19 protein-coding genes are annotated in these 25,376 nt (G+C 36.6%); 10 read left to right on the forward strand and 9 right to left on the reverse strand.

The window, feature by feature from the left end:
- Nucleotides 1-311 precede the first annotated feature (311 nt).
- Complete coding sequence (gene lipB / locus QNJ50_RS16290; protein ID WP_300637045.1) at nt 312-1,040, forward strand: lipoyl(octanoyl) transferase LipB; 729 nt, start codon at nt 312-314, stop codon at nt 1,038-1,040.
- 512 nt (nt 1,041-1,552) lie between these two features.
- Nucleotides 1,553-1,792 carry a hypothetical protein gene (locus QNJ50_RS16295; RefSeq protein WP_300637047.1) on the forward strand — a complete coding sequence of 80 codons (240 nt, stop codon included), beginning with the start codon at nt 1,553-1,555 and terminating at the stop codon, nt 1,790-1,792.
- A 16-nt stretch (nt 1,793-1,808) separates the two neighbouring features.
- On the opposite strand, the gene QNJ50_RS16300 is transcribed toward QNJ50_RS16295, so the two are convergent.
- The 4 genes from QNJ50_RS16300 to trxA all read right to left on the reverse strand — a co-directional run bounded on the left by QNJ50_RS16300 (nt 1,809) and on the right by trxA (nt 4,632).
- Nucleotides 1,809-2,774, reverse strand: a complete 966-nt coding sequence (locus QNJ50_RS16300) for an alcohol dehydrogenase catalytic domain-containing protein (protein WP_300637049.1) — start codon at nt 2,772-2,774, stop codon at nt 1,809-1,811.
- A 250-nt stretch (nt 2,775-3,024) separates the two neighbouring features.
- Nucleotides 3,025-3,636, reverse strand: a complete 612-nt coding sequence (locus QNJ50_RS16305; RefSeq protein WP_300637051.1) for a CBS domain-containing protein — start codon at nt 3,634-3,636, stop codon at nt 3,025-3,027.
- A gap of 161 nt (nt 3,637-3,797) precedes the next feature.
- On the reverse strand, nt 3,798-4,250 hold the full coding sequence (locus QNJ50_RS16310; RefSeq protein WP_300637054.1) for a CBS domain-containing protein: 453 nt from the start codon (nt 4,248-4,250) through the stop codon (nt 3,798-3,800).
- Between the two features lie 61 nt (nt 4,251-4,311).
- Nucleotides 4,312-4,632: a thioredoxin gene (gene trxA, locus QNJ50_RS16315; RefSeq protein WP_300637056.1), complete on the reverse strand. Its 321-nt coding sequence runs from the start codon at nt 4,630-4,632 to the stop codon at nt 4,312-4,314.
- A 139-nt stretch (nt 4,633-4,771) separates the two neighbouring features.
- Between trxA and QNJ50_RS16320 the strand changes: the two genes are divergently transcribed.
- Entirely contained in the window at nt 4,772-5,104 is a 333-nt protein-coding gene (locus QNJ50_RS16320; protein ID WP_300637058.1) for a recombinase family protein, read from the forward strand.
- Between the two features lie 487 nt (nt 5,105-5,591).
- Here QNJ50_RS16320 and QNJ50_RS16325 read toward each other — a convergent pair whose 3' ends face one another.
- Nucleotides 5,592-6,203 (reverse strand): DUF3611 family protein, encoded by a 612-nt coding sequence (locus QNJ50_RS16325; RefSeq protein WP_300637060.1) that lies wholly within the window; start codon nt 6,201-6,203, stop codon nt 5,592-5,594.
- 442 nt (nt 6,204-6,645) lie between these two features.
- Entirely contained in the window at nt 6,646-9,810 is a 3,165-nt protein-coding gene (locus QNJ50_RS16330; RefSeq protein ID WP_300637062.1) for an MFS transporter, read from the reverse strand.
- A 700-nt stretch (nt 9,811-10,510) separates the two neighbouring features.
- On the opposite strand from QNJ50_RS16330, the gene QNJ50_RS16335 reads away from it, so the two are divergent.
- Nucleotides 10,511-11,512 (forward strand): TIGR00341 family protein, encoded by a 1,002-nt coding sequence (locus QNJ50_RS16335; protein WP_300637064.1) that lies wholly within the window; start codon nt 10,511-10,513, stop codon nt 11,510-11,512.
- 218 nt (nt 11,513-11,730) lie between these two features.
- Here the strand turns inward: QNJ50_RS16335 and QNJ50_RS16340 are convergent, their stop codons facing one another.
- Complete coding sequence (locus QNJ50_RS16340; protein ID WP_300637067.1) at nt 11,731-12,552, reverse strand: DUF2382 domain-containing protein; 822 nt, start codon at nt 12,550-12,552, stop codon at nt 11,731-11,733.
- Between the two features lie 219 nt (nt 12,553-12,771).
- Nucleotides 12,772-13,596, reverse strand: a complete 825-nt coding sequence (locus QNJ50_RS16345) for a DUF2382 domain-containing protein (RefSeq protein WP_300637068.1) — start codon at nt 13,594-13,596, stop codon at nt 12,772-12,774.
- A gap of 969 nt (nt 13,597-14,565) precedes the next feature.
- Here QNJ50_RS16345 and argJ point away from each other — a divergent pair.
- From argJ to QNJ50_RS16360, 3 genes are all read left to right on the forward strand, one after another.
- Complete coding sequence (gene argJ / locus QNJ50_RS16350) at nt 14,566-15,879, forward strand: bifunctional ornithine acetyltransferase/N-acetylglutamate synthase (protein ID WP_300637070.1); 1,314 nt, start codon at nt 14,566-14,568, stop codon at nt 15,877-15,879.
- A gap of 454 nt (nt 15,880-16,333) precedes the next feature.
- On the forward strand, nt 16,334-17,026 hold the full coding sequence (locus tag QNJ50_RS16355) for a CAP domain-containing protein (protein WP_300637072.1): 693 nt from the start codon (nt 16,334-16,336) through the stop codon (nt 17,024-17,026).
- Between the two features lie 457 nt (nt 17,027-17,483).
- Complete coding sequence (locus tag QNJ50_RS16360) at nt 17,484-18,884, forward strand: family 10 glycosylhydrolase (protein ID WP_300637074.1); 1,401 nt, start codon at nt 17,484-17,486, stop codon at nt 18,882-18,884.
- A 281-nt stretch (nt 18,885-19,165) separates the two neighbouring features.
- Here the strand turns inward: QNJ50_RS16360 and QNJ50_RS16365 are convergent, their stop codons facing one another.
- Nucleotides 19,166-19,981, reverse strand: a complete 816-nt coding sequence (locus tag QNJ50_RS16365; RefSeq protein WP_366914277.1) for a fasciclin domain-containing protein — start codon at nt 19,979-19,981, stop codon at nt 19,166-19,168.
- A gap of 1,359 nt (nt 19,982-21,340) precedes the next feature.
- Here QNJ50_RS16365 and QNJ50_RS16370 point away from each other — a divergent pair.
- The 3 genes from QNJ50_RS16370 to QNJ50_RS16380 all read left to right on the forward strand — a co-directional run.
- The gene (locus tag QNJ50_RS16370) at nt 21,341-22,138 is read left to right on the forward strand and encodes a glutathione S-transferase family protein (protein WP_300637078.1); all 798 of its coding nucleotides are present in this window, start codon (nt 21,341-21,343) and stop codon (nt 22,136-22,138) included.
- Nucleotides 22,139-22,385: 247 nt separating this feature from the next.
- Nucleotides 22,386-24,119, forward strand: a complete 1,734-nt coding sequence (locus tag QNJ50_RS16375) for an ATP-binding protein (RefSeq protein ID WP_300637080.1) — start codon at nt 22,386-22,388, stop codon at nt 24,117-24,119.
- 1,103 nt (nt 24,120-25,222) lie between these two features.
- A partial coding sequence (locus tag QNJ50_RS16380; RefSeq protein ID WP_300637082.1) for a sigma-70 factor domain-containing protein occupies nt 25,223-25,376 on the forward strand: 154 nt, incomplete at its 3' end.

The raw sequence follows: 25,376 nt of genomic DNA on the forward strand, positions 1-25,376 counted from the left end.
TTTTCCTGACTTCTCAATGTAACCCCCAAAAATTTACGCTTCTTGCTTTTGTATTATGTGTCAATAAATGATTACGAACTGTTGGGAAACAAATTAATTCATGTACTTTTTGCTACTACACTTTTACTCTACAGAGTATTCCTCCTGAAATCATCTAACTTATATCTTTAAGGTAGCACTATGTTACTTCCAAAACTAATTCCCTTGACTTTCCTTTAAAATCCTTTGCATTGCTTGACATTCTTTGTTCACAAAAATGTAATAAACCTCACTGAAACCTGAAAATTGTTTGCTAACTATCAATTCAGCTTATGACTCACTCCCGAAATCAATGTTTCTTATATAACCAAGGAGTACTGCTTTATGGGGATGCTCATAAATGGCAGAAGGAACTTGTTGCCGCTCGTATTCAGGATCCTAGTTTAGATGATGTACTAATTTTGTTGGAGCACCCACCAGTTTATACTTTGGGACAGGGAGGTAGTTTAGACTTTCTCAAATTCGATCCGGGCAAAATTCAAGATAATACCCAACCTGTTTCTCAAGAAGATTTACAATATAATTCTCAACATAATTCTCATAGTATCTACCGGGTTGAACGTGGTGGTGAAGTTACGTATCATTGTCTGGGTCAGTTAGTGGGGTATCCAATTTTAAATTTGCAACGACATCGTAAAGACCTCCACTGGTACTTACGACAACTAGAAGAAGTATTAATTCGCGTCTTATCTACTTATGGCTTACCAGCAGAACGCGTTCCTTCTTTAACTGGCGTTTGGGTAGATGGATATAAAGTTGCAGCAATTGGAATTAAAGTTAGCCGTTGGATTACCATGCATGGTTTTGCTTTAAACGTGTGTCCAGATCTGAGTGGTTTTAAGCAAATAGTTCCTTGTGGAATTTCTGATAAACCGATTGGTTCCCTAGTTCAATGGATTCCTGATATTACAGTTTCTCAAGTACGCCCTCTTATTGCAAATATGTTTGCCCAAGTATTTGATTTGGAAATAATTGAAATTGAGGCTAAGGATAAAAGTTAATCGGGATTTACTGTTCGTAGCTTGCACGTATTCCTTAAGAATGAAGCTAATGTGTTAGCGTAACGTAAGCCCAGGTCATATTCTGCTATAAATTTTTGGTAAATATCGATCTAAATCTAAATACTTCCGGTCTTAAGAAATTGAGCGTGAAAAAATTTAATGGGTACGGTAGATCCTGTACTTACTTATGCTATTCATTTGCAGGATAGCTCAAATTACCTCTTGTCTGGGAATCATATAAAAAACACCTTTACCTAAAAACCATTAAAATTAGACTTCCCGAAGATTCACAGGACTTACGCAATTGTCACAATATACCAGTGGTGCGTGACACTCAAAACCTTACTAATACGTTCAGGTTAACTCGCTTGTGTCACGCACCCTACAAGAAAAATGTGCCGGTTGCGTAAGTCCTAATTCAATTTATCCAACGTTAGCGATTGTATTAAAACTAAAATTCAAATTTAAATTCAAATTTAAATTATTTTACTAAAACGCTTTATTTAAACGCCGTGAGCAATGAAAGAGACTTAAAATTAAGTCAAATTATCTACAAAAATTCTCGCACGGGAGAGGTACACGCTCCACCGCTAATGCCTCTCAGAGAACGTGACTTCAAAGCTTTGGCTACTTTATTCGACCAGTTAGATTGTACTGAAATCGAAGCCGACATAAATAACACTTTAAGCTTAATGGTACCCGAACCTAGCTGGGATGAAGACCCCTATGAATTTTTACAGGAGTATTTGTGATTACTGGATATTGACATTACTTATTGCCACTTCCCATTTCCAATAAAACCTTTAAAACACCTTTCGTTTGAGCTTTCTCAAAGGCTGCAATTCCTTCTTCTATTGGATAATGAGCTTCTATTAATGGTTTGACATCGACTTTTTGTTGAGCTAATAATTCCAATGCGGGTGAAAATGGACCGCAACGGGAACCAATCAAAGTAATTTCATCAACTACCAAGGAAGAAGCATCTAAACTTAACTTACCTGCATATGTGCTCTTGAGAACTAATGTTCCACGGGGTCGCAAAGCACGTCTAGCAATCTCAAATCCAGCACTATTACCGGTACATTCTACAGAAATATCAAAATATCCATTTTGCACTATATCCTTAAAACCTGTCTTAATTCCTCTAGCTTCTAAATTTGCAAGTTTTTTGCTGTGACGACCGACAACTAAAAGTTCACAACCTGTTAAAGCAATAGTTTGGGCAACTAATTGACCTAGTTTCCCATCTCCAACCACCAATACTCGACGATCTGTTCCTAAAGTTACTTGCTCCTGAATTTCCAGTGCTGCAGCTAGGGGTTCTGTGAAGGTTGCGACTTCTGTAGGTACGCGATCCGGTACTGGATACAGATTTTTGATTGGCAAACAAAGATACTCTGCAAAAGCTCCATTACGATTTACGATACCAAGTACGCTACGGTTCTCGCAGTGAGTGGGTTGTCCGCTACGACAAAAGCGACATTCTCCACAAGCAGCATTAATCTCTCCAACCACACGCCGATTTACAAGATTGTCTGGACCTTGTTCGACTAAACCGACAAATTCATGTCCTAAAATACCGGTGTAAGGATAGTAACCTCTAATTAATTCTAAATCGGTATTACAAATACCGGCTGCTAAAACTTTTACCAAAGCTTCGCCCTCTGGCGGTTCGGGAATGGGGATATCGGTACGTAATTGCAGGTGATTATTTTCCAACCAAAGTCCTTTCATGGGCGATCGCCAAATCTGGAATAAGATGAGTTAAACAACCAAAATATTTTACCGTTTAGTTACGAATATATTGTTTTAAATCATTATATAATTTTTAGGATTTATGCAACGAAAGCGGATCCGTAAGGTAGCGGATCCGTCGCTAGTACAGCTAGAATTCCCAAAATATTTTGTTTGCTTTTAAATTGTACCGAGTAAGTAATGGCAAACTATTGGTAAAAAGACATACTATAGTACACTTGCATATTGTTTAATCTTCATATATCCGACATTCTTCCGCGCCGGGATTTTCTTCACAGTATGCTTGGAAAGAACTAAGTTTTTTTTGCGATCGCTGACGTGATGATTCTGCTTGCAATTCTTCCACTACGTCCCATGCTGCAGCACATTCCCGAGAAGTATCACCTTTTTCTGCACAGATAGCACGAGCATCGTCACGGGCTGCTTCGATGCGATCCTCAAGAAACATATCTGTAGGCTTCTCAACAAAATCACTTTTATTGAGAATATCACTAATTGAAATAATACCTAGCAAACCACCTTTAATTACTGGAGCGCGACGGATGCGAGTATTTGCAAACAATCTGGCTACATATTCCACACCTAGTTCGGGATTAACCACAATACAGGGTTTGGTCATGATCTCATATACCCGCATTTGTTTGGGGTCTTTACCATATGCAGCAACCTTATAAATAATATCTGTTTCAGTTACCATTCCATAGGGGTCGTCTTGTGTTCGAGGTTCTACAATTAAAGCTCGCAAACCTTTATCTTTCATTAGTTTTACAGCTTCTGCAACAGTTGCAGAACCACGAATGGTAACAACTTCTTTGGTCATTATTTCTTCTGCTTTCATCATAATCCTGGGAGTTAAAGTGATAATTTTTCTTTTTTTGGGATTTTTTTTGGAATCTTCTTTTGTGAAAATAATTTAACTAAATAATTTCAGCCCCAATTTAACTAAATAATTTCAGCCCCGCAACCATACTTGCTGACAAAATTTACTTCTGCGATCACAACTTAATCTTCATATATTCTGGCTTCAGGAGCATCGGGATACTCTTCACAGTAAAGCTCAAAATTACTTTTTGGTTTCTCTACAAAATCACTTTTACTTAAAATATCTGTAATTGATATTACCCCCAATAGTTTGCCTTTAATTACCGGAGCGCGACGGATACGAGTATTTGCAAACAACCTGGCTACATATTCCACACCCAATTCGGGGTTAACTACAATACAAGGTTTACTCATGATTTCATAAACTCGCATTTGTTTGGGGTCTTTACCATGTGCAGCAACTTTGTAAATAATATCGGTTTCAGTCACCATACCGTACGGGTCATTTTTATTACGCAGTTCCACAACTAAAGAGCGAAGTCCTTTCTCTTTCATTAGTTTCACAGCTTCGGCGACAGTTGCAGAGCCACGTACGGTAACAACTTCTTTAGTCATTATGTCTTCTGCTTTCATAACCTTTTCTTCTCTTACCTTTACTCGTAAAGCGATAACTATTTCTTTTGCTTCTCGTGTCTCAAAGTAATTCAGTCACGATTGTTTTGAATTTTTCATAGGGAACGACTCCAACAACCTTTTCTATGCAGCTTCCATCTTTATAAATCATGACTACCGGAATACTGCGGATTCCCAATCTTTTGGCGAGACTCGGATTCTCATCAAGGTCTACTTTAGCTACCTTTACACGCTCCTCATATTCTTGAGCTAATCTATCCATCATCGGAGCAATCATTTTGCAAGGTCCACACCAAGTTGCAGTAAAGTCAACAACAAACACACCGTCGCTGCTAGAAAGTGTATCGAATTCGGCTTCTTTGATATATTCAACTGCATCCATCTGATAACTCCTTATTTGAATTAAATATATGGGTATTTTTATTGACAGGTTTTAAATAACACTTCTTATTAATTGATAAGCTCGAATTGTTGTAACCTGATGTAATATGTCTTCATAAGACAAGTAAGCAAACAAAATAATGGCAGCTAATAAGGAAAACGATAATTATTTATGGGAAAAACTTAACCAAGCAAGGCAAGCTAAAGCAGCTAGAGGTGGTTATGCTGGATATGGTTCGCCTCCTTTTGGGAAAAAATCTGTAAATGGCGAACTGGTGGAAAATTCTCAAGAACAGCAAATTATTGAATTAATTCGCCGCCATCATAAATCTGGAAAATCTCTACCCCAAATCGCTAACTGGCTTAACCTACAGGGATACACAACTAAACGAGGAAAGCAATGGCAACCCGTTTCTGTAAAACGAGTATTAGATAGACTTTATGGAAAAAAAGGAAGAATATCTGGTATTTAGAAAAATTGAAACCATCCTCAAAAACAGATTAGAAACTAAAATTTTAAGTACTTCATTTCTTCTCTAAAGTAACCCGAGCATACTTTATAAGAGATATAATATCTTTATATCTTACTTTATTATAATCTCACCTCTAATAAGTGCAACCTATACTAAATAAAGCTTTCAGGCTCTACTCCTTTACATCTCTCGTATTGTACAAATTTTCGTATAAATAATGTATAGCTTGGCGAACAAAATTTACAAATTTTAATATGCATTCATTCCACAAAATAGCACAATCTTAGCTAAAACAGAGGAGCCTGAGGCGAATGGCACGCTCGTTAAGAATCATCCGCACAAGCGCGTGCGTGAACAAAACTTGAACTGAGTTTATAGTTATTAGTTTACTGCTCAATTTAAGGTCTTATAAACATAAGGTATTTATTCCAATGGAGTAAATCATATTTCAAGAACTGCCTAATTAATCATAACTATTGGAAAATTATTATAACTCTGGATGCAACCAAATAAATAATCCAGCAGATGCAGTAGTACCAACAAAATGTGCTGCTATACCAGTAACATTACATACGTTAATAAAAACATCTAGCGAACGAATAATACGCGTAGGATTGTAAATAGTCACTCCTTGGGGCTGAGAAATTGATTTTGCGAGCAATACACCTAAGCCAGATAAGCTACCAATGATAAAAATTAACATACCTGCGAAGCCTAAGATTGCACCTAATCTTAAGATTTGCATGACCTCGGCTTTTGATGGATGTAGATCTGGTTGTGGGCTTCTTAATCTACGTCCATAGCGAGCAATACGTAATCCAACATAGCAGCCAAATAAAAGTAGTAATATTCCTAAAACAGCCCAGAAAATACTCATACTAATTCCTGGAAGTGTTCCTTGAGTAAAACTTGTAATCTGAGAATTAGGTGTCACTGTGCGACTAAATTTTCTTCCAGATATTGTTAGGATTAACAGAAAAATAGAAGTTCCTCCTAACCCTAACTGCATCCAAATACTTACCCAACCAACTATCTGTAAGATTTTACCAATTGCTTCTAATTTGGGATTTATTAATTCTGTGCTTATGGTGTTTTTCATGGTTGATATTTAATCAGTGAATTATTATGTACAGAATTTATGCAATCAAGCGTCATAATAAAATACCAAATATAAAGCTTGTAGTTGATATTTTAATACGCTAATTAAGGAATAAATTTCTGACTAGAATTTCTAAATACTTCAGTTACATAAGTCCTAATATAAAATCAAAATCCACCATTTATAAGATAAGCCTATTTATCCAAAGGAATAATCTGTCTGTAGTTTATATATGAGTTATTTCTGAAGAGCTAAATTTAGTACTTAGCGATATTCTTTAGATTTGCTAGGATTCCATACGTATATGCTCTCTACATAAATAAAAAAACAGTAGGTTAACCCACTGTTAAATTTAGATTTTGTGGTGTTTAACGAGTAGTTGCTATTTTTCTAATAGCAACTGAGTTGATGCGACCTCAGTGGAAAAATTTGCAATTATAACTTAACTAGTAACACTAATAGCTCCCCCAGTTGCAGCAGCAACAGCAGAAATCAAAGCCGTACAGAATAACCACCAGGAAGCGACTGCTGCAGCTTTACGAGTTTCTTGTGCTTGTTTTTTGGCTTCTAATTTAATTTTTTCTAAACGCAGTTGAGCTTCTTGTTGAATCCGTTCTGCTCTTTGTAAAACACGATTGCGGGTTCTTTCAATTTGTCTAATAATCCTCTCAGCATCAGCTTTAGAGATATCGTCTCGGGAAGCCATAAGAGCAATTAGGGTATTTCGATCAATTTGAGAGAAGCGATCGCGTAATGCTTCAAATCCCGCTTCGGGGTCGTCAAATAAGGTTTGAACATCCTTTTTGATCTGATCGTATTCTAATTCTGGACAATCTAAACTGTTAAGATAGTTACGGATTTTTTCTAGAAGATTATCAATTACACTTTGAACCTGTTCTTGAATCTTTTGTAATTGTGCTAGGAATTGATCTCGCACAGATATGATTTGATCGATAACTTGCTTTACTTCTTCTTCTGATAAATCGTCCCTCTGAGAGAGTAAAGCAACTAAAGTGGAGCGGTCGAATTGAGCTAGACGCTCCTGCAAACTTTCCATCCCTGCACGGGGGTCATTGATAAGCAATTGCACATCCCGTTTAATTCCTTCCGGGTTAAGTTCTTCTTTATCGGTAGAACGCAAATATTCGGAAATAAAACCCTGAAAATCCTGTATCTTCGACTGAGCGCGACGAGCAATTCTCTTAGGTGTTTTAGCAACTTCACGCAGGGTATTTTGCACCTCATTGATGACTTGATTGACCTGCTCCTCACTTAAATCATCTCTTTGACTCAGAAATTTTACCAATGTATCTCTGTCCATAGCTGCTAAACGCCGTTTAATAGCTGCAGCACCAAGCTTGGGGTTATCTAATAATAAGGTTAAATCTCGCTTGATTCCTTCTGGGTTGAGTTCTGCTTTCCCAGTGCTGTAAAGATATTCGCTGATTGCTGATTTTGCATCTTGGTATTGTTTTAATGCTTTACTAGCAATGCGCTCGGGAGTATAGCGCATCTTAGTCCAATTAGCTTCTATACTATCAATGATTTCATTAACTTGCTCTGGAGTTAGGTCGTTACGTTGAGTGAGTAATTGAACTAAGGTATCCCGATCAAACTGAGCGAGTCTAGCTCTTAATGCTGCTGTACCTGCTTGAGGATCATTTAAAAGTAGTTTTAGTTCTCGTTGGATCGCCATCGGGTTAAGTTCTGTTTTACCAGTCTCTCGTAAATAAGATTGAACCTCATACCATTGCTTTTCTGCTTTTGCTTTTGCTATTCCAAAGGTTTCTGAAGCCTCTTTGAGAACAGTATTTTGTGCAATTTCTAATTCGTTTACAATCGCAGAAATTTCCACTCGGTCCATATCTTTGCGCTGTTCTAGAATCCGCTCTAAAGTAGGACGGTCAAATTGAGCCAAACGATTACTTAAGCATTGGTAATCTGCATCTGGATCTGCTAAAACTTCTTTAAATTCTAACTGGATTTTTTCTGGGCTAAAATCTGCTTTTGGGGTGGTGAGAAGATAATCTTCTGCTTCTGCAAATACAGTGATTGATGCTTCTCTAGCTTGTGCGGCTTCTGCAACTCCCAATATTTCTAAACGAATTACTTCTAATAGATTAGCGGTTGTTTGAATTTTAGCTTGAGTTAAGATCCCTTTTTGTTGGAGCCAATCAACAAAGTCAGCACGATTGATTTGTCTTAGATCCCTGGCAATAATACCAGGATCGGCACTTGGATCGTAAATTAAGTCCCGAAACTCAAGATTTAAGTTTTCAGGCTTTAACTCCCAAGGATAAGCATTGAGGAGATAATTTTCAATATCTGCACAAACAGTACTTTGGGGTATTGGTTCTTTTATTCCAACCTTTGTTGCAACCTTGTCAGTTTGTTCCCCTAATTGTTCCCCAACTCGCTGCAATTTACTAATAATATTCCCTACATCGAGATCGGATAAATCTGTCCGCCCCATAATGATACCAGCTAAACCATTAAAGCTTGTTGTGGTAGCTTGAGCTATTATTCCATCCTGAGATTCTTGGGATTTACGACGCTTGCGCATTTCCGCAACTAGATCATCTAACTTCCTAGCAAAGCTATTACCAATCAACTCTTCCCGAGTCGCTGACTTAAGATAATCTACAAATTCTATCATCCGATCTGGACGTACAGGAATTTTCTTGGCTGTTTTTTGCCATACCTGATCTAATTTATCCGCAATACGATTTACATCTCTTTGAGATAGATCGCTACGGTTACCAATTAACTCTGCAAAGGTATCGCGGTTAAGATCGGTGATGCGATCGTTATTCACAATTTCTTGTAAATTTTCATCATCAAGTAATTCCTCAAAATCTGCAGCGATTTTTTCCAAATCTACAGATTGAGGACGTACAGATTCTAAATATTCTTCAACATTTTCCTTCAATGTGGTTGAGTCGAATGCTAAACCTAGTTCGTGACGAACTGCTGCTGCTGCGGATTCTGCAGTTGCGACCATTTGCTTGCTTGTAGCTTTTACACCAATTGCTGCAGCTGCGGTACCCATAATTGCTTGGAAACCTGATGTCGCAGTGTTGACTACCGAACCAATCAAAGAACCGACGGTACTCGAACTTACCCAAACTAACAAAGAAAAGTAGGTACCCCAAATCACTAAACCTACAATCGCTCCAGATACAGGAGAAACAAATAGACTTAACTTGACTGCTAAACTACAAGCAATGAATAAAGAAATTGCAACACTAATCAGTGTTCCCAAACCCAGCACTAAACTAATTTTACGAATAGTGCTACCAAAATTATTAGATTCTTCTTTACTATCATCATCTGTGGAACCAGAAGCACCGGCTAAGGATATCCCTAAGGCAACACCAAGGTTAGTCAATAGTAATTGAAAGGCAAATGCTAACACCACCCCGGTGACTAAAGCTGCTAAAAATTGCGGTCCACTAAATACAAAAGCAGCATCCCTAGTAGTTTCTGTACTGGGTTGAACAATGACTTGTCCCAACCATATTCCCGAATTTAGTATTCCTGAATTCAATATTCCCGAACTTAATATTCCTGAACTTAATATTCCCGAACTTATAAATTCTTGTATCATTTTTGTACTGTAGAGCTTATTTATTTTTCTTACCTATATTTATCAGGACTTACCTAATAAGGATTTGTCATTAAGAGGAAAACATAGTGTATAATTGGCACCTAACAAAGCTATATGATTAAAGCTACGCTCTTGACTGCGCCACGCTAACACTACAAGCTTCAGTAGTGGCTAAACTAATGAAAGAAATAGATTCATTTTGCGTAAGCTATATTTATCTGAAAATGAAATATCTGAAAATGAAATATCTGGAAATGAAATATCTGGAAACGACTTTGTGTAAAATTTGAAATATCTACATTTTCCATGTATTCCAGAATAAATGGGCATTTAGCTTTTCAATTTAATTTATTTCTTTTCTCGGCATTTTTATTCCTTTATTCTCTCAAATATTTCAGTATTCTAATCTTATTACTAAATAGAAATAATTACTTCTTTCGAGGGAATCAATATTGTCTAGTTATCTGAATATTTTTTTGATTAAACTTAAATACTTAGGTATAACAGTATCTCTATCTTAAGGATGAAGAATTTTTCTTTAAGTTAGATCTTGTTCACCTTTACTAAGAATGATGAGAATAATTAGGCATCAAAAATTAGTTACACATAAGTTTTTTTCTACTAATTAGAGTTTAATATACTTCAGCTAGATGTCACGATTCTAAAGCAGTATGGTAAATTAGTAATAAAAAATCAGTAAATGAGCTTACGTTTAGTTGAAGCATTTTTACCACAATCGCAGGAACAGTCGGTAAGAGAATTTCTTGAACCCCATCCTTTCGTTAAAAGTTGGTATGTATCATTACCAGAAGAGCAAATATTACTTAAAATATTGCTTCATGAAGGGCAAGTAGAGCCGGTTGTTGATTGTTTAGCACAAAAATTTGGCGATTTGGATGGATTTCGGCTATTGCTTTTACCTGTTGAAGCTTCTCTTCCCCAACCCGAACCAGAAAAACTAGAACCAGACGTAGAACGACAAAAATCCTCTCGCATTTATCGGGAAGAAATTTATCTTGACATCGCTCAAAGTATCAGTCTCAATAGGACAGAAATTCTTTTAGTTATCCTCTCTACCATTATTGCAGCTATTGGCTTGCTCCGAGGTAGCGAAGTCATAGTAATTGGAGCAATGGTTGTAGCACCTTTACTCAAACCAAATATGGCTTTAGGATTAGCTACTACTTTGGGAGATATATCCTTAGGAAGAAAAAGTCTTATTATCGGTTTAATGCAGATTTTGATAGCTTTAGCTCTTTCAATACTTTTGGGAATATTTGTATCAGTAGACCTATCTAATATGAGTGAAGTTGCTTTGAGAACGAGGGTTGATTTATCCGATATCGCCCTTGCTTTTGCTTCCGGTGTGGCTGGTGCAATTTCTTTTACTACCGGCGAAAAAAGTGCTGTAGTTGGGGTAATGGTTTCGGTAGCTTTACTGCCGCCATTAGTCGTCTTGGGAATCTTAATTGGTTCTGGTTTATGGTTTCCTGCTTTAGGAGCAACAGTACTGGTTTCAACTAATATTGTTTGCCTTAACTTAGCTGCGATCGCAACTTTTTGGATTCAAGATGTTCGCCCACAGGAATGGTGGCAAAATAATATTGCCAAAAAGATAACTCGTGTAGCGTCTATAATTTGGTTATTACTTTTGACTATCCTGATAGGACTTATTTTTATCGTTAAGCTTGGCTATAAATAAAAAAATACTAAATGCTATGGGCAAAAATCAAAAATAACGTTATACACCAACTCATTGAGTTAATTAATTCTTCATTTTACATCTTGCAATTTTCTCATTTAGCATTAGAACAGGGTAAGACTTGAAGTTTATTTCTTTTTATTTAGAATTAGCAGTGATGCAATCGTTGTACTAGCAGATACTAAACTTTTCTCACTGAACTCATAGACAAACACAACTTACTTCGCGATCCAACGGTTAATAATTTCTTGATACTTTGCTTGCTGTTGGTGACTTTCAACTTCAATTTCTAAAGATACTTTTTTGCAACCATCTTTTTGTTGAAGTGAAATTTCCCTTAAAACTTCACTCGCAATTTCAGAAGAAATTAATTCACCTCTGACAATAAAATTGACATCTTCATTGTCACTAGTATTTATTATAACTCCAGGTACTTCTGACTCCGCTAAATCTATTTCTGTCAGTTGTCTATTTGGCGAATCTATTTGTTCAATGATTAATATTTCTCGTCGTATCGGAACTTGTACCAAATGAGTTTCTACTTTTTTTCTAATTATAACTTCTCCAATTTTGCGCCGTTCTCGTTTAACAAGTAAACGTTCTTCACGCAAGGAAACTTTTACTTCCTTCGACTCGGATTCCTGAAGAGATTTGTTTGTGTTATTTTTTACTGGCTTTGATGATGTTATATTATCGATATCTGATATTAAACTGTTTGTATATATATCACTCTGGTTTACTACGGGTAGGTTAACAACGTCTGATTTATTTAGATTCACTACTAGTATATTTTTATTAATTCCGATTTGTTGTACCCAATCACTACTCATTAAACGTAACTGATTTGTACCAGAATTATTTAGCGGAGAAACTAATAGACAAAGATTATTTTCTTCGTCAGTAGAAATATTTTTTACTACTGCAATAATAGTCCCCCTCAAATTAACAACGTTAAAGGATATAACTTGCTTATCTAACTCAATAAGTACCGACTTAATTTTAGATTTATCAGTAATGATACTGTTATTGTATGAATTCACTTTTCAATTCTCCACTTCTAAATTAAAGAATAAAATTACAGGTAAAGAGAGCTAGAACAGTTCTCTACTCTACCTGTAAACACTCTCCACTGACGCGTTCAACTATTTTCTACTTCAATTGAGAAATCTATTCGTAACAATTGTAAGTAAGACTAAAATTCAAAGCACTTGAATATAAAATCTATGCAAAAGTTTCGTGAATCAAGGAAGATTGTCAAATTATTTGTGCTGAATGGTTGGATTACCGTCTACATCAACCTCTAACTCTTCCCTACGAAGTTTTTCTTTTGCTTCTACGCTGTCTTTTTCAACTTCTTTTCTGACTGAAACTTCTTCTCGTACAAAAGCTTGCTTTTCAATATTCGCTGATTCTTCGTATACTTCGACGCGAGCAACTTCTCCTTCTTTAAAGTCAACAGTTCCTGGTGCAACAGCTTGAGTTTCGCTAGAAGCAGTACGTTCGATGATTACTCGCTCTTTTTCGATAGGAACGACAACTTCAGCAGTTTCAGTTTCTACTTTCTTACCTATAGTTACTGCACCTGTACGAAAACGGTCTTTACTTGCAACTAAACGTTCTTCGTAAAGCTTAAGGTTTTGATGATTTTTCTCGTCAGTTTGGTAAAGTTCTGGCTCTGAATCGTAACTATAATTGGTGCTATCGTAAGCAGGTAAAACACTACCGCCCGTATTCCTATAGGCTGCTCTGACTCTTTCTTCGTAGTCAAAATCTATAACCATATCGTCGTTATATTCGGGTAATCGATCAGCTGCATCTTTTCTCAAACCCACAGCATATACCCGTTTTTCGTTATAATCTATGGTTGCTCTACCTATTGGTAACAAGACTTTCTTACCAAAAACCCAAAAACCGGTATCAATAATGAAGTAACGGAAACGTCCTGTTCCATCAACTATTACATCATGGATAGAACCAACTTTTTCATCAGCTTCGCTGTAAACAGAAAAATCTTTGATATCATCACCAGCAAAAATATCTTCTTTATAGTTGGGGTATAAATCTGCAATTTTGTATAAAGCCATTGAAATTTCTCCTTATTTATATCTGAACAATAATAGCTACTCAAGGTTTTTCAAAATAAACTGACCGAAATATTTAAATCCACTAAAACTTGCGTAAACCTGTTTTACTTGGAGATTTATACAGCATATAAATTTGCTACTATGCCGTTTTTACGCAAGTCCTAACAGGAAATTTTGATTTATTTGACTTGATTAGCACATCCAATATTAATGTAGTCTATTTTAATTTATAAGAAATCTCACTTATGAAGTAAACGTAAACAAAAAAATATAAATCTATAAATCTTTAGTCTTACTTCTCTAGAAATAATATCTGATTTATATTTTATTTAAAGTTTTGATTACGCAAAATGAACAACGCATTTCCGTCATTATCAGCGAAAGCATTCGCAAAGCGCATCCTCAGTAATCGCCAAAAACTCTGAAATTACTATCTCCTAAACAGAGATGCAATACCTAGAGCCTCCGGCGTCGCCGTTTAAACGCATCAAGCGCGGGATGTTCCGTAGTGCGTGCAAATACCGCAGGTGCAGCTCAGCCTCCAGCTACGCTACCTACAGATCCGCTACCGTTGAATAATTCCTGACTTTATAGAACCCATTTGGGATCTTTTTAATTGGTAGCAGTGGCCAGTCTTTTAAGCATAAGTCTTATAAAACAGAGATTTACCTTGGTAGTGGAATTATCAAGAGTTCTCTCGATTAATTTTCATAAGCGATTTATGATTGCTAGATTTAGAAATTGAAACTATCCTCAGAAATTTTGAGACATTTTCTGATTGTATTATTATCTGAGATTCTCTGAATTGTTACTTTGCAGAGAAATACCACGGTTACATCTCTGTAATTATCAAAATTTTGGGCTTTAAAAATACATAAATAGTTAATAACTAAAAACTAACTGCGAACTAGTAACTAATATCTTGATATAATCCGCGATCGAACAATAAGATAGTTGGGGCAAAGCATCATGGCAGACTGGAAGGAAATTCCTGGTGGTGTCACAGCGCCTAGGGGATATCAAGCAGCTGGAATTGCTGCAGGTTTAAAACCTTCAGGCTTACCGGATTTAGCTGTAATATTTTCGGAAGTGGAAGCGATCGCAGCAGGTGTATTTACTACTTCCCAGGTAAAAGCAGCTTGTGTAGATTACTGTCGCCAACGCTTGCAAGGCAAACATAGTGCCCGTGCTATTCTCTGTAATGCAGGACAAGCAAATGCTGGAACGGGAGAACAAGGCTGGTTGGATGCTGAATTATCCGCCAAAGTTTTGGGGGAAACCTTAAGTATTTCTCCGGAGTTAATTTTATTAGCATCTACTGGGGTAATTGGACAAAGGATTCGCATGAATGCTTTAACTGCTGGGATTCCCAAGTTAGTTGCCGAGCTTTCACCAACAGGTTCTGATGCTGCAGCCCAAGCAATCATTACCACAGACTTAGTAACTAAATCTATTGCTTTAGAAACGAAAATACATGACAAGATTGTGCGAGTAGGTGGAATCGCTAAAGGTTCGGGAATGATTCATCCTGACATGGCAACTATGTTAGCTTTTGTAACTACTGATGCTGCCGTATCGCCCCAACTTTGGCAACAAATGTTATCCCGTGCAGCAGATAGGAGTTTTAATGCAATTACTGTAGATGGTGATACTAGCACTAACGATTGTTTAATTGCCCTTGCTAACGGTCAATCTCGTACCCCTGCAATTACGCAAATGGGTGCAGAAGCGGAAAAATTAGAAGCAATGTTAACCGCAGTTTGTCAACATTTAGCAAAAGCGATCGCCAGAGATGGAGAAGGTGCGACTTGTTTAATTGAGGTGCGGGTAAGCGGTGCACCCGATGAATTATCTGCTCGTAAAATAGCCAAAACTATTGTTGGTTCTTCTCTAGTCAAATCTGCAACCTTTGGACGCGATCCTAACTGGGGACGTATTGCTGCTGCTGCTGGGCGTGCGGGAGCACCATTTGAGCAAGACAACCTCAGAATTCAGTTGGGAGAGTTTCTTTTGATGGAAAATGGTAATCCCTTAGATTTTGACCGCAAAGCCGCTAGTACTTATTTAGAACAAGCTGCTGTGAACTCTGTCGCATCAGAAAACTTACTTGCAACTGAAATGAGCAACGATCTTGTAGTTGATCGCAGTAAAACCAAAACTCAACGCTTAGATAATCCAGTTGTAATTGCGGTTAATATTGGTAATGGTAACGGTTCTTCTGTGGCTTGGGGCTGCGATCTGAGTTATGACTATGTGAAAATTAACGCTGAATATACCACCTAAAAGGGAAGAAAAAACAGAAAATAACAAGATAATTAATATCTCCAGAGTATATTTTAATACTATACTATTGATGCTCTGGGGTTAAATTTTCTCAAAACTCCCGCGATCAAGTTGATTTTATAGCAATCTTCAATAATTCGTAAAAATCAATATTGTAAAGAGGTTGCAGAGGCTAATAGTTATGCCGCAGACTCTGCAATCTCTCTGCGGGATTTATCTGTTTACAAATCAAATATGGAGTTAATTTACGGGAGATTAGTATAGCCATACGGCGTATTTTGGTGTACCTCATAAACCTGCAAAGTGCTGTAAAATACACTTTCTTTTTCTTTAAAAATAATAGACCTCTCCGGAGATGTCTAATATAAATCAAAAAAAATCTGGAAAATATACTTTAAGTTTTGAAACTAAATATACAAACTGCTGCATTACCTAACGAGTTTTGAGGTTGTCGATGCGTCGCCTAATTTCTTGGATTCTTACCCCATTTTCCATACTTACCACATCTTGTGATGTATTAGTGGAGCCAAAATCCTCTGTAGCAGAAAACTTAAAAACAAATACAGATGTTCCCGCAAATAACAACCTTTCTCCTTTGGAAAAACGGGTTGTTGATGAAATGAACAAAGCTAGAACAAATCCTGCTGCTTATGCAGCTGTTCTGGAAGAATATAAAAATCGCTTTGAAGGCGATCGCGTCAAAATTAGTTCCAATGTTTACTTACAGACTAAAGAAGGTGTTTTAGCGGTAGATGAAGCGATCGCATTTCTGAAAACAACTTCTCCAGTGGGAACTCTAAGTATATCAAAGGGAATGTCACTCGCTGCTAAGGACCACGTAAAAGATCAAGGTGATAAAGGTATAGTTGGTCACAATGGTAGCGATGGTAGCGATCCTTTTAGCCGTCTAAATCGCTATGGGAATTGGGAAATTACAGCAGGGGAAAATATCAGCTATGGTTCCCATACTGCTCGATATATCATTATGCAGTTAATTATTGATGATGGCGTACCCGACCGCGGTCATCGGATAAATATGTTTAACCCCCAATTCAAGGTTACTGGAGTTGCTTTTGGTATTCATAATACATATCGCCAAATGTGCGTTATTACTTATGCTGGAGGTTACCGAGAAGCAATACAATGACAAAATTAAAATTGAACCCAAGAAATGGTATCGAGTAGTCAGGTACTTTTATTTATAGGACTTACGCACTCGTTACCTTAGCACAGCGAGTCCCGAAGGGACTTATTCCCAATAGTTTGGGGTAGAGACCGCACCTACGGTGAATGCTATTTCCTAACGGAAACGCTAACGCTAACCTTGCGTCGCAATGCCTGTAATTGCGTTGTCCGTGCGTAATTTCTGATTTATTGAAAAATTTTTCCCGTCCATTCATTCACTTATTTAGTTTTTGATTTTTAATTTATTTAAAATATTTTTCAATGTTAATTTTTATTATTCAGTGAGTGAATAAGGAAAGCTTAATATATTTTTTAGACTATAAATTTTTATTGAAATTATATGTGGAAAATATGGATGTCGAACTGTATATATCTTTCGTATATGTATATTATGACTACCAAACAGCCACTATATTATTATGTCAAACCAAAAGAAAAAATCTAATGGGTTTGGATGTGCAAATATTCCAATATCACTAATCCTAATAATTTTAGGAGGTGGTTGGTGGTGGTTTAGTCAAAAAAGTAATCAAGAAGCGATCGCTAAGCTTTTACCTAAAAATCAAATAGTAGCTATTCCTATTTTAGATTCAAATTCTAAATCATCTAAATCAAACTCAAATAGACCTTTAATTAAGGCTCCCGTTGTACCAAAAGTTTCAAATTCTCCTAGTTATCCCCGAAAAACATTACCCTTAATTAAGGCTCCCATTGTACCAAAACTTTCCAATAGTTCTCGACCAAATTCTTCTCAAGCAAATTCTTCTCAATCAAATTCTTCTAAATCCAATTATTCTCAACAAAATAATCCTAATTTAACTTCTCATACAAATCAAAAAATAACTAATATTGCCAAAAATATACCTGAACCAACATTATTAACTCAAACTCCTTGGGAACAAAAAATAATTAGAGGGATCTATTTAAGTCGTTATCACATTACCAATAATACTAACGAATTAACTATTCGTAAAAGAGTTCGTTATTATCGTTCTCAAGGATTTAATACGATTATTCATGGGGTTTGGGGTAATGGTTGCACCATGTACAACAGTAAAGTCATGCAACAGAAAGTTGGCTTGAAAAGTTGTCCCAATAAATTTCAAGATAAATGGTTAGATTGGTTAATTGATGAAGCACATAAGCAGGGAATGCAAGTTCATGCTTATTTTGAGAAAGGAATTAAAATTGATCGAAACAGTCCAATTTTTCACTTGGCTCTTACTAGTAACTGGGTTGTTCCTGGTGTAGATAAAACCTATCCTAATGTCGATCATTACGTTCTCAACGTCGAAATCCCAGAAATCGCTAATTTCTTCAAAGAAATTTCAGTTGAGTTCGTGAAAAAATATCCCCAAATTGACGCAGTGCAATGGGACGATTATTTAGGATATCATGCGGAGTTACCCGGACAAATAGATCGTACTACCAAATTAACCAATTTTGTTCGAGAAATAATTGCTGCGACCAAACAAGCTAATCCGAAAGTTAGTTTCGATATTTGTCACCATAATCCTTATTGGGCTAAACGATATTTTGCTGCTGATTGGTCAAAGTGGAATATCGATAGAGCATTTATTCAAGTTTATAATGATGCGAATTTTCAAGAAGAATTAAAATATGTCAGAAATTCGGCAGGAATTGCAATTAGCGATCGACAATTTAATCGTTTGCCAGAATTAGTAAACAACCCAGCAGTGAAGAGTATTTTAGTATTTCCTGTCGCCAGTAAGCCCGAAGAAGCTGCTTCTAAATTAAAAAGTTTGACTCAAGCAAAAAATCACCAAGCGAATTTTCAGAGAATCTCCCAAAGGTTTTAATAATAAACAGAGTGGTATATTACTACATAAAAAGTTTAGGACATTGGTAAATTCTGAAAGGTAAGCTTTTATTCGTCATAGGTGCGGTTTGTTATGTCCTACTGATCCACTAATGACTTGCGCGTAGAGCTATAAGATCCTAAATCATTAGCAATACAGAAATTATCGCAGCATCCCCTAACCCAATACCTGTATGGGAAATCCCGTTCAAATTAGGTAATATGAACGGGATCTCAATTGAGAAACAAATCACAGAAGACGCTTCTATCGTCTGCAGAAAATTATAAATCAGGAGGTAAAATTACGTTGTCAATTATATGAATAACACCATTACTTCCCTTCACATCTGCTGTAGTCACATTAGCGTCATTTACCATTACACCTTTGGGCTCAACTTTTACACTAATGGGAGTACCATCAAGACTTTTCACCTCACCGGATTTTAAGTCTTTGGATAATACTTCTTGTGGTACGACATGATACCTGAGTATTTTCACCAAAACTTCTTTATTCTTTGGTTGTAATAGCTCTTTAACTGCATCTTGCGGTAACTTACCAAAAGCTTCGTCTGTAGGTGCAAAAACGGTAAATGGTCCTTCACCTTGCAAAGCTTCAGCTAATCCAGCAGCTTTTAACGCGTCTACAAGTGTATTGAAGGAGCCGTTAGCCTCAGCAATCTGTACTAGGTTTTTATCAGAAGTTTGTTCGGTTCCAGTAGAAGGTTTTGTTTCAACAGGTACTCGATCCGGCGCGGGAATAACCGGTGGAACGCTGGGAGGAATCTCCGGTGTTCCGGGTGTTGTTCGATCCCCACAAGCAGCACGATTATAAGGACACTCTTGCAGAATACTAGGATTGGGATTGAGAGAACCTGAAGTTTGAGCAATTAAGACAGATGAACGGGATCTAGTCTTATTTGCTAAAGAAGAATTTACTTTGTTTGGTGTATTCTGAGTCTGATTTTTGGAGGAGTGGTTGTGAGAAGTCTCTGGAATAATATTCAAGTTGGGACCGAAAACTTCTTTCGCCCCTACCTGTAGATTTACCAGAAGACTGACGCCCGTCACTCCTACTACACTAGCCAACTTGGTCAGCATTTTGCTGTTCTCAAATTTCATATATTTTGATTATTCGGCTGGAGATTCCACACATCACACAAAAACTTATATCATTTTTTATACATAAAATCTCGTTCTAGAGACTTTTTTGCCATATTTTTTGTTATAAAGTATGGACTAACTAACAACAATTTACTAAAACTTATAATAATTATTACTTTTGGTCTCTAGCTTTAATTCTCAGTGTAGTTTTCCATTTGAAAACTAGAGATGATTTTTGGTTATTTTTTTTGGCGAACAAGATTATTTTATAATGTTTGAGATTATTGTTATGGAGGTATTTATAAATACCTCTGAAAAAAACTTATAGATAAATATTTATCTTTGAGCACAACGTATGATTGATTAGTAAAATCATAAAATTTTGCTAGTAGAGATTTTTACTTATATGGCTTGCGATTTCTACAAAATTATCAGTTTAGTAATAATACTGGATAATCTAGTTGATTATTGCGATTTCGCCCATAAAGCATGAATTAATGCTATTTTTAGCCTATTAATTTTGATCTATGAAAGATGAGTTTATTTGTTCTGATGATTTTTTCGGAAAAATTTACAGATTTATGATATTCCTGTAGTAGAAAAAGTATGGATTTTATGTTAATCGTCAAATTATCTTAAGTAAAGCATTTTTAATTCTAAAGCATAAGTTTCTAATTATAAAACATAATAGTAAATTTATTATCAAATAAATTTACTTAAATGGACGTGTTCAGAACAAGGAGCAGAATTTTAATAATACCTAGAACGATATAAAAATGAAAACATTAGGTTCAGAATATTAACATACATACTACATATGTGTTACTTTTTTTGTATCCCTTAAGACAAATTGAGTTATAAACCTCTAAGTATTTTTTGATTAATTACAAAAGTATTAGTTGAAATCAATATTTAAATTATTTCATTCACCTTTATATTCATCTGTGGTTCTATCCATAAATAATTCGATTTCTTAAGTAATAAAATATTGTCTAAACAGTTATTAAGTGATGAATATCTGTTTTTACCCATAACAGCCATATTTGATGTATCAATGAATTTGGTTTTAGAAAAATTGTTGATGTTTTACAAGCAAGTAATTCGATTAACCTGCTTAGGAATCTATCTATAATATCGATGATCATAAAAAATTTAGTTTAGTCGTAGATAGTAAAAGTCTTGAGGTGTTTGATTCTTACGTGCAATACATTCATAAATCAGGAAAATATGCTGTAATTTGCCCAAAAGATAACTTACAGGAAAAATATTATTCAATAAATAGAAGTATTGAATTAAATTAATTTAAACGAATGTAAACTTATAAAATTGACGAGCAAAATAAACTAATTTTAAGTCATGCTAGAGCTGTATCAATTTGAACTTTCGCAGTACTCAGAAAAGGTACGTTTGATTTTAGACTTCAAAGGCCTAGAGTATCGTAAAATCGAGGTTGCACCCGGCATTGGTCAAGTTGACTTATTTAGAATGACAGGTCAACGCCAAGTACCTGTGTTAAAAGATGGTAGCAGATTTATTGTAGATTCTACAGAAATAGCTAAGTATTTAGATGCTCAATATCCTGAAAAGCCTTTAATCCCTGTAGAGCCAAAGCAACGGGGTTTATGTTTAATGATGGAAGAATGGGCAGATGAGTCTATTGGAATAAAAGGTAGAAAGGCACTATTTTCTGCCATCACTCAGGATAGGGACTTTCGCACGTCCTTACTACCAAGTTCAACCCCAGACATTCTCAAAACTTTAGTGGGTGAAGTCCCAAGTGATTTCTTGAATGTTTTGGGTGCCGGCGTGGGTTACAGTACTGATGCAGTAAATAGAGCCATGGCGGACTTAAAGCAAGACTTGGAAGCCCTGATTTTAATACTGTCCGATAGTCCCTATTTGTGTGGAGAAGAACCAACATTAGCTGACTTAGCTGTAGCTGGATTATCTATCCTGCTCAAATTCCCTGATGCTGCTTACTTGGAATTACCCAGCCAAGTTTTAGGCAAAGGTGTACCAGGAATTGCAGATAATCCTGCATATGCACCATTTTTCCAATGGCGCGATCGGCTTTACAATGATTATCGTAAGCCTATTATTGGTGCTTCTACTCCTACAAGTAGCGATCGACCAACTTCTATTCAAATTGAGTAGAGATTGGGGATTGGCAACTGGCGACTGGGTGTCAAATAATATGGACACAATTTCCATAACCATATTGCTAACGCCACGCTAGACCTAACCTAAAGGCTAACGCTAACACTGCCTTAGCAGTTCGAATCCACCGACCCATACCAATTGCCAATTCCCAATCAGTTGACCAGTTTGATGCCAAAAATCGCCTAATTCCACAATCTGCAATTAAAATTCACATATATCATTCATCATGTAAATTAGTCACATGAACTTGGGACTGCCGCTTGGCTCAGTTATACAAGGCTCTCTTACCGGAGGATTAGAAGTTCGCTTAAACCCCGACATATCTGTAGAAGATATGCGAGTGGGAAAATTCTTGGTTGTACAGGGTGTGCGATCACGCTTTTTCTGTATGTTGACAGACGTAGCTTTAGGCACAGCCAATCAAAGAATTACAGCAAACCCTCCTCGTTGGGAAGATACTTTCCTCAGAGATGTTCTCGCAGGGAGTGGAACTTATGGCACTATGACTCTTGCTCCAATGTTGATGTTTACTCCAGAAGAGAAGGAGTCTTTTAATGGTGTCAATGGCAAATCTGCCAATCCCTTTGTACCATCTGCAGGTTCTGGTTTAGCATCTTTTCAACCCCAAACCAGTACAACTATGGAATTGTTACCAGTCAAAACAATTCCTTCCCACTTCAGCCAAGTGTATGAAGCTTCTGAAGAAGATTTCCGCCGGGTATTTGGTTGGGAAGATGATATCCACCGTCGGAATTTTTCCATTGGTAAGCCCCTTGATATGGATGTGCCAATTTGTCTAGATTTAGACCGGTTTGTGGAACGCAGTAATGGTGTATTTGGCAAATCCGGTACCGGTAAATCATTCCTTACCCGTTTACTGTTAGCAGGTATAATCCGTAAGGGTGCTGGTGTGAATCTAATCTTTGATATGCACTCAGAGTACGGCTGGCAAGCTGTTTGTGAAGGGAAGCAATATAGTACTGTAAAAGGGTTAAAACAATTATTCCCAGGAAGAGTAGAAGTTTATACATTAGATCCAGAGTCTACCCGGCGTAGAGGCGTACGAGATGCACAGGAACTTTATTTAAGTTATGACCAAGTAGAAGTTGAAGATATTCGCCTATGTAGTCGCGACTTAGGGCTTTCCGACGCTAGTTTAGATAATGCCAACATCCTGTATGCCGAGTTTGGTAAATCTTGGATTTTGCAATTATTGAACATGACCAACGAAGAAATTAAGCTTTTCTGCGAAGAAAAACGCGGTCACCAAGGTTCAATTACGGCATTACAACGCAAATTGCTGCGGATGGATAACTTAAAATATATGCGCTCAGCTTGTCCCCATAACTATGTCAACCAGATCCTACGTTCTTTGGAAGCAGGGAAAAATGTAGTTGTTGAATTTGGATCCCAGTCAGATATGCTTTCCTACATGTTGGTGACCAACATGATTACCAGAAGAATTCACCAGCATTATGTCAGCAAAGCCGAGAAGTTTTTGCAAAGTGGAAATCCAACCGATAAACCTTATCAGTTAGTAATTACCATCGAAGAAGCACACCGCTTTTTGGATCCAGGGATTGTTCAAAGTACTATTTTTGGTACTATAGCCCGCGAAATGCGGAAGTACTTTGTGAGTTTGTTGGTAGTAGATCAACGTCCATCTGGGATTGATAATGAAGTCATGTCCCAAATTGGAACGCGCGTCACAGCTTTACTTAATGATGAAAAAGATATTGACGCAATTTTTACTGGTGTTTCTGGGGGTAGTAGTTTGCGTTCGGTGCTTGCAAAATTAGATTCCAAACAACAAGCATTAATTTTAGGTCATGCTGTTCCTATGCCAGTAGTGGTACGCACTCGCCCCTATGATGAAACATTTTACAAAGAAATTGGCGACCCTGCTTGGGAAGAAAAAACTGATGAGGAAGTATTTGCAGAAGCTGAACTTGCAAAAGCCGACCTGGGTTTTTAATTGGTAACTGGTAATTGGTATACGCCCGCACTGCTAATGCAGTGTTAGCGAAGCGTGACGCGTAAGTGTCATATGGTAATTGGTAATTGGTATTTATGTTACTTGTTACTCATCTTCTCATACCCCATAATCATACCTAGTACCTTTTTTAGGAGTTCTCAGCTTGACAAAATAATCCTCTCTGCTAATCTCTTTAAAAGCAATAATGCAATTCTTGTGTAACAGAAAGCTCGGCCATGATATTTCTTCACCTGCTTTCCAAAATTCCACATGGGAATATTTTTAAATTGCCAATATTGCTGCTTTGTTAGCAAAACATGATTTAGGAGCAATTTTATTGATTCAAACTCGGGTAACTGTTTTCATTTAAATTTCTTATTGAATTTTTACATCAAGTTTTCTAGTTGAAATCATTGCGTTTGGTATACTGCTTCTAATTTATACTCAAAAAGTTTATTTATCTTCTATATTGTTTGCTCTACTTTAAAATTAATCTTGAGTTAATAGCCTCGATTAAAAGCTGGAGTGAGAATAACTGATACAGTAATCTATTAACTACTAATTTGGCAGCTTTTATTCCAGTTTTTCCAATTTCGTGACATCCACCCATCACAAAACCCAAAACAGTTCGGTTATCCGGATAGTTCTAGGCAACAGAAAATTTATTTTTAACGTCACTATATATAAAGTAGGAGACAAAAATCCCAGGAAATTTTTTTGCTATTAAAACTGTTTTTGAGTATAATTGGAAGTTTAATCTATGCTACTTTACTAGCCAAAGATTTTGTCGTAATATTGAATATAAATAAGTAGAACTCATACTGACTTCGTATTTTTACTATCGCCGACAGCGATAAAGGGAAGTAGAAAGACGACAAGTTTATCTGACTTACCGTCATAGGTTTGCACTTAAATTAACGATGATGGGGAATGAATACTGAGGGGGACCATCTCGGCGATTTCTGCTTCAGCGTTTTGTATGAATACATTGTCTTAGATGTTGTGCCACAGAAGAATTTATATGAGTCCCAGGTTTCCCATTTATCACAATCAATAATACTCAACCTATTCAAAGTATTCATGGAGTAGAGGATAACGCACCAATGCCAACTACAAACACTCAACTAGAAAGCACAAACACCAAATTCACGGCTGATATGGTGCGAACCTATCTGCGCGAGATTGGTAGAGTACCATTGCTGAACCGCGAACAAGAAATTGTTTTTGGTAAGCAAGTACAACAAATGATGAAGTTGG

This window comes from Mastigocoleus sp. MO_188.B34 (assembly GCF_030065675.1).
Lineage (GTDB): Bacteria > Cyanobacteriota > Cyanobacteriia > Cyanobacteriales > Nostocaceae > Mastigocoleus.

What these genes read in the sequence shown, in the direction of transcription:
- lipB (WP_300637045.1), top strand. Translation starts at nt 312, where the DNA reads ATGACTCACTCCCGAAATCAATGTTTCTTATATAACCAAGGAGTACTG.
- QNJ50_RS16300 (WP_300637049.1), bottom strand. Translation starts at nt 2,774, where the DNA reads ATGAAAGGACTTTGGTTGGAAAATAATCACCTGCAATTACGTACCGAT.
- QNJ50_RS16305 (WP_300637051.1), bottom strand. Translation starts at nt 3,636, where the DNA reads ATGATGAAAGCAGAAGAAATAATGACCAAAGAAGTTGTTACCATTCGT.
- QNJ50_RS16310 (WP_300637054.1), bottom strand. Translation starts at nt 4,250, where the DNA reads ATGAAAGCAGAAGACATAATGACTAAAGAAGTTGTTACCGTACGTGGC.
- trxA (WP_300637056.1), bottom strand. Translation starts at nt 4,632, where the DNA reads ATGGATGCAGTTGAATATATCAAAGAAGCCGAATTCGATACACTTTCT.
- QNJ50_RS16320 (WP_300637058.1), top strand. Translation starts at nt 4,772, where the DNA reads ATGGCAGCTAATAAGGAAAACGATAATTATTTATGGGAAAAACTTAAC.
- QNJ50_RS16325 (WP_300637060.1), bottom strand. Translation starts at nt 6,203, where the DNA reads ATGAAAAACACCATAAGCACAGAATTAATAAATCCCAAATTAGAAGCA.
- QNJ50_RS16330 (WP_300637062.1), bottom strand. Translation starts at nt 9,810, where the DNA reads ATGATACAAGAATTTATAAGTTCGGGAATATTAAGTTCAGGAATATTA.
- QNJ50_RS16335 (WP_300637064.1), top strand. Translation starts at nt 10,511, where the DNA reads ATGAGCTTACGTTTAGTTGAAGCATTTTTACCACAATCGCAGGAACAG.
- QNJ50_RS16345 (WP_300637068.1), bottom strand. Translation starts at nt 13,596, where the DNA reads ATGGCTTTATACAAAATTGCAGATTTATACCCCAACTATAAAGAAGAT.
- argJ (WP_300637070.1), top strand. Translation starts at nt 14,566, where the DNA reads ATGGCAGACTGGAAGGAAATTCCTGGTGGTGTCACAGCGCCTAGGGGA.
- QNJ50_RS16355 (WP_300637072.1), top strand. Translation starts at nt 16,334, where the DNA reads ATGCGTCGCCTAATTTCTTGGATTCTTACCCCATTTTCCATACTTACC.
- QNJ50_RS16360 (WP_300637074.1), top strand. Translation starts at nt 17,484, where the DNA reads ATGTCAAACCAAAAGAAAAAATCTAATGGGTTTGGATGTGCAAATATT.
- QNJ50_RS16365 (WP_366914277.1), bottom strand. Translation starts at nt 19,981, where the DNA reads ATGCTGACCAAGTTGGCTAGTGTAGTAGGAGTGACGGGCGTCAGTCTT.
- QNJ50_RS16370 (WP_300637078.1), top strand. Translation starts at nt 21,341, where the DNA reads ATGCTAGAGCTGTATCAATTTGAACTTTCGCAGTACTCAGAAAAGGTA.
- QNJ50_RS16375 (WP_300637080.1), top strand. Translation starts at nt 22,386, where the DNA reads ATGAACTTGGGACTGCCGCTTGGCTCAGTTATACAAGGCTCTCTTACC.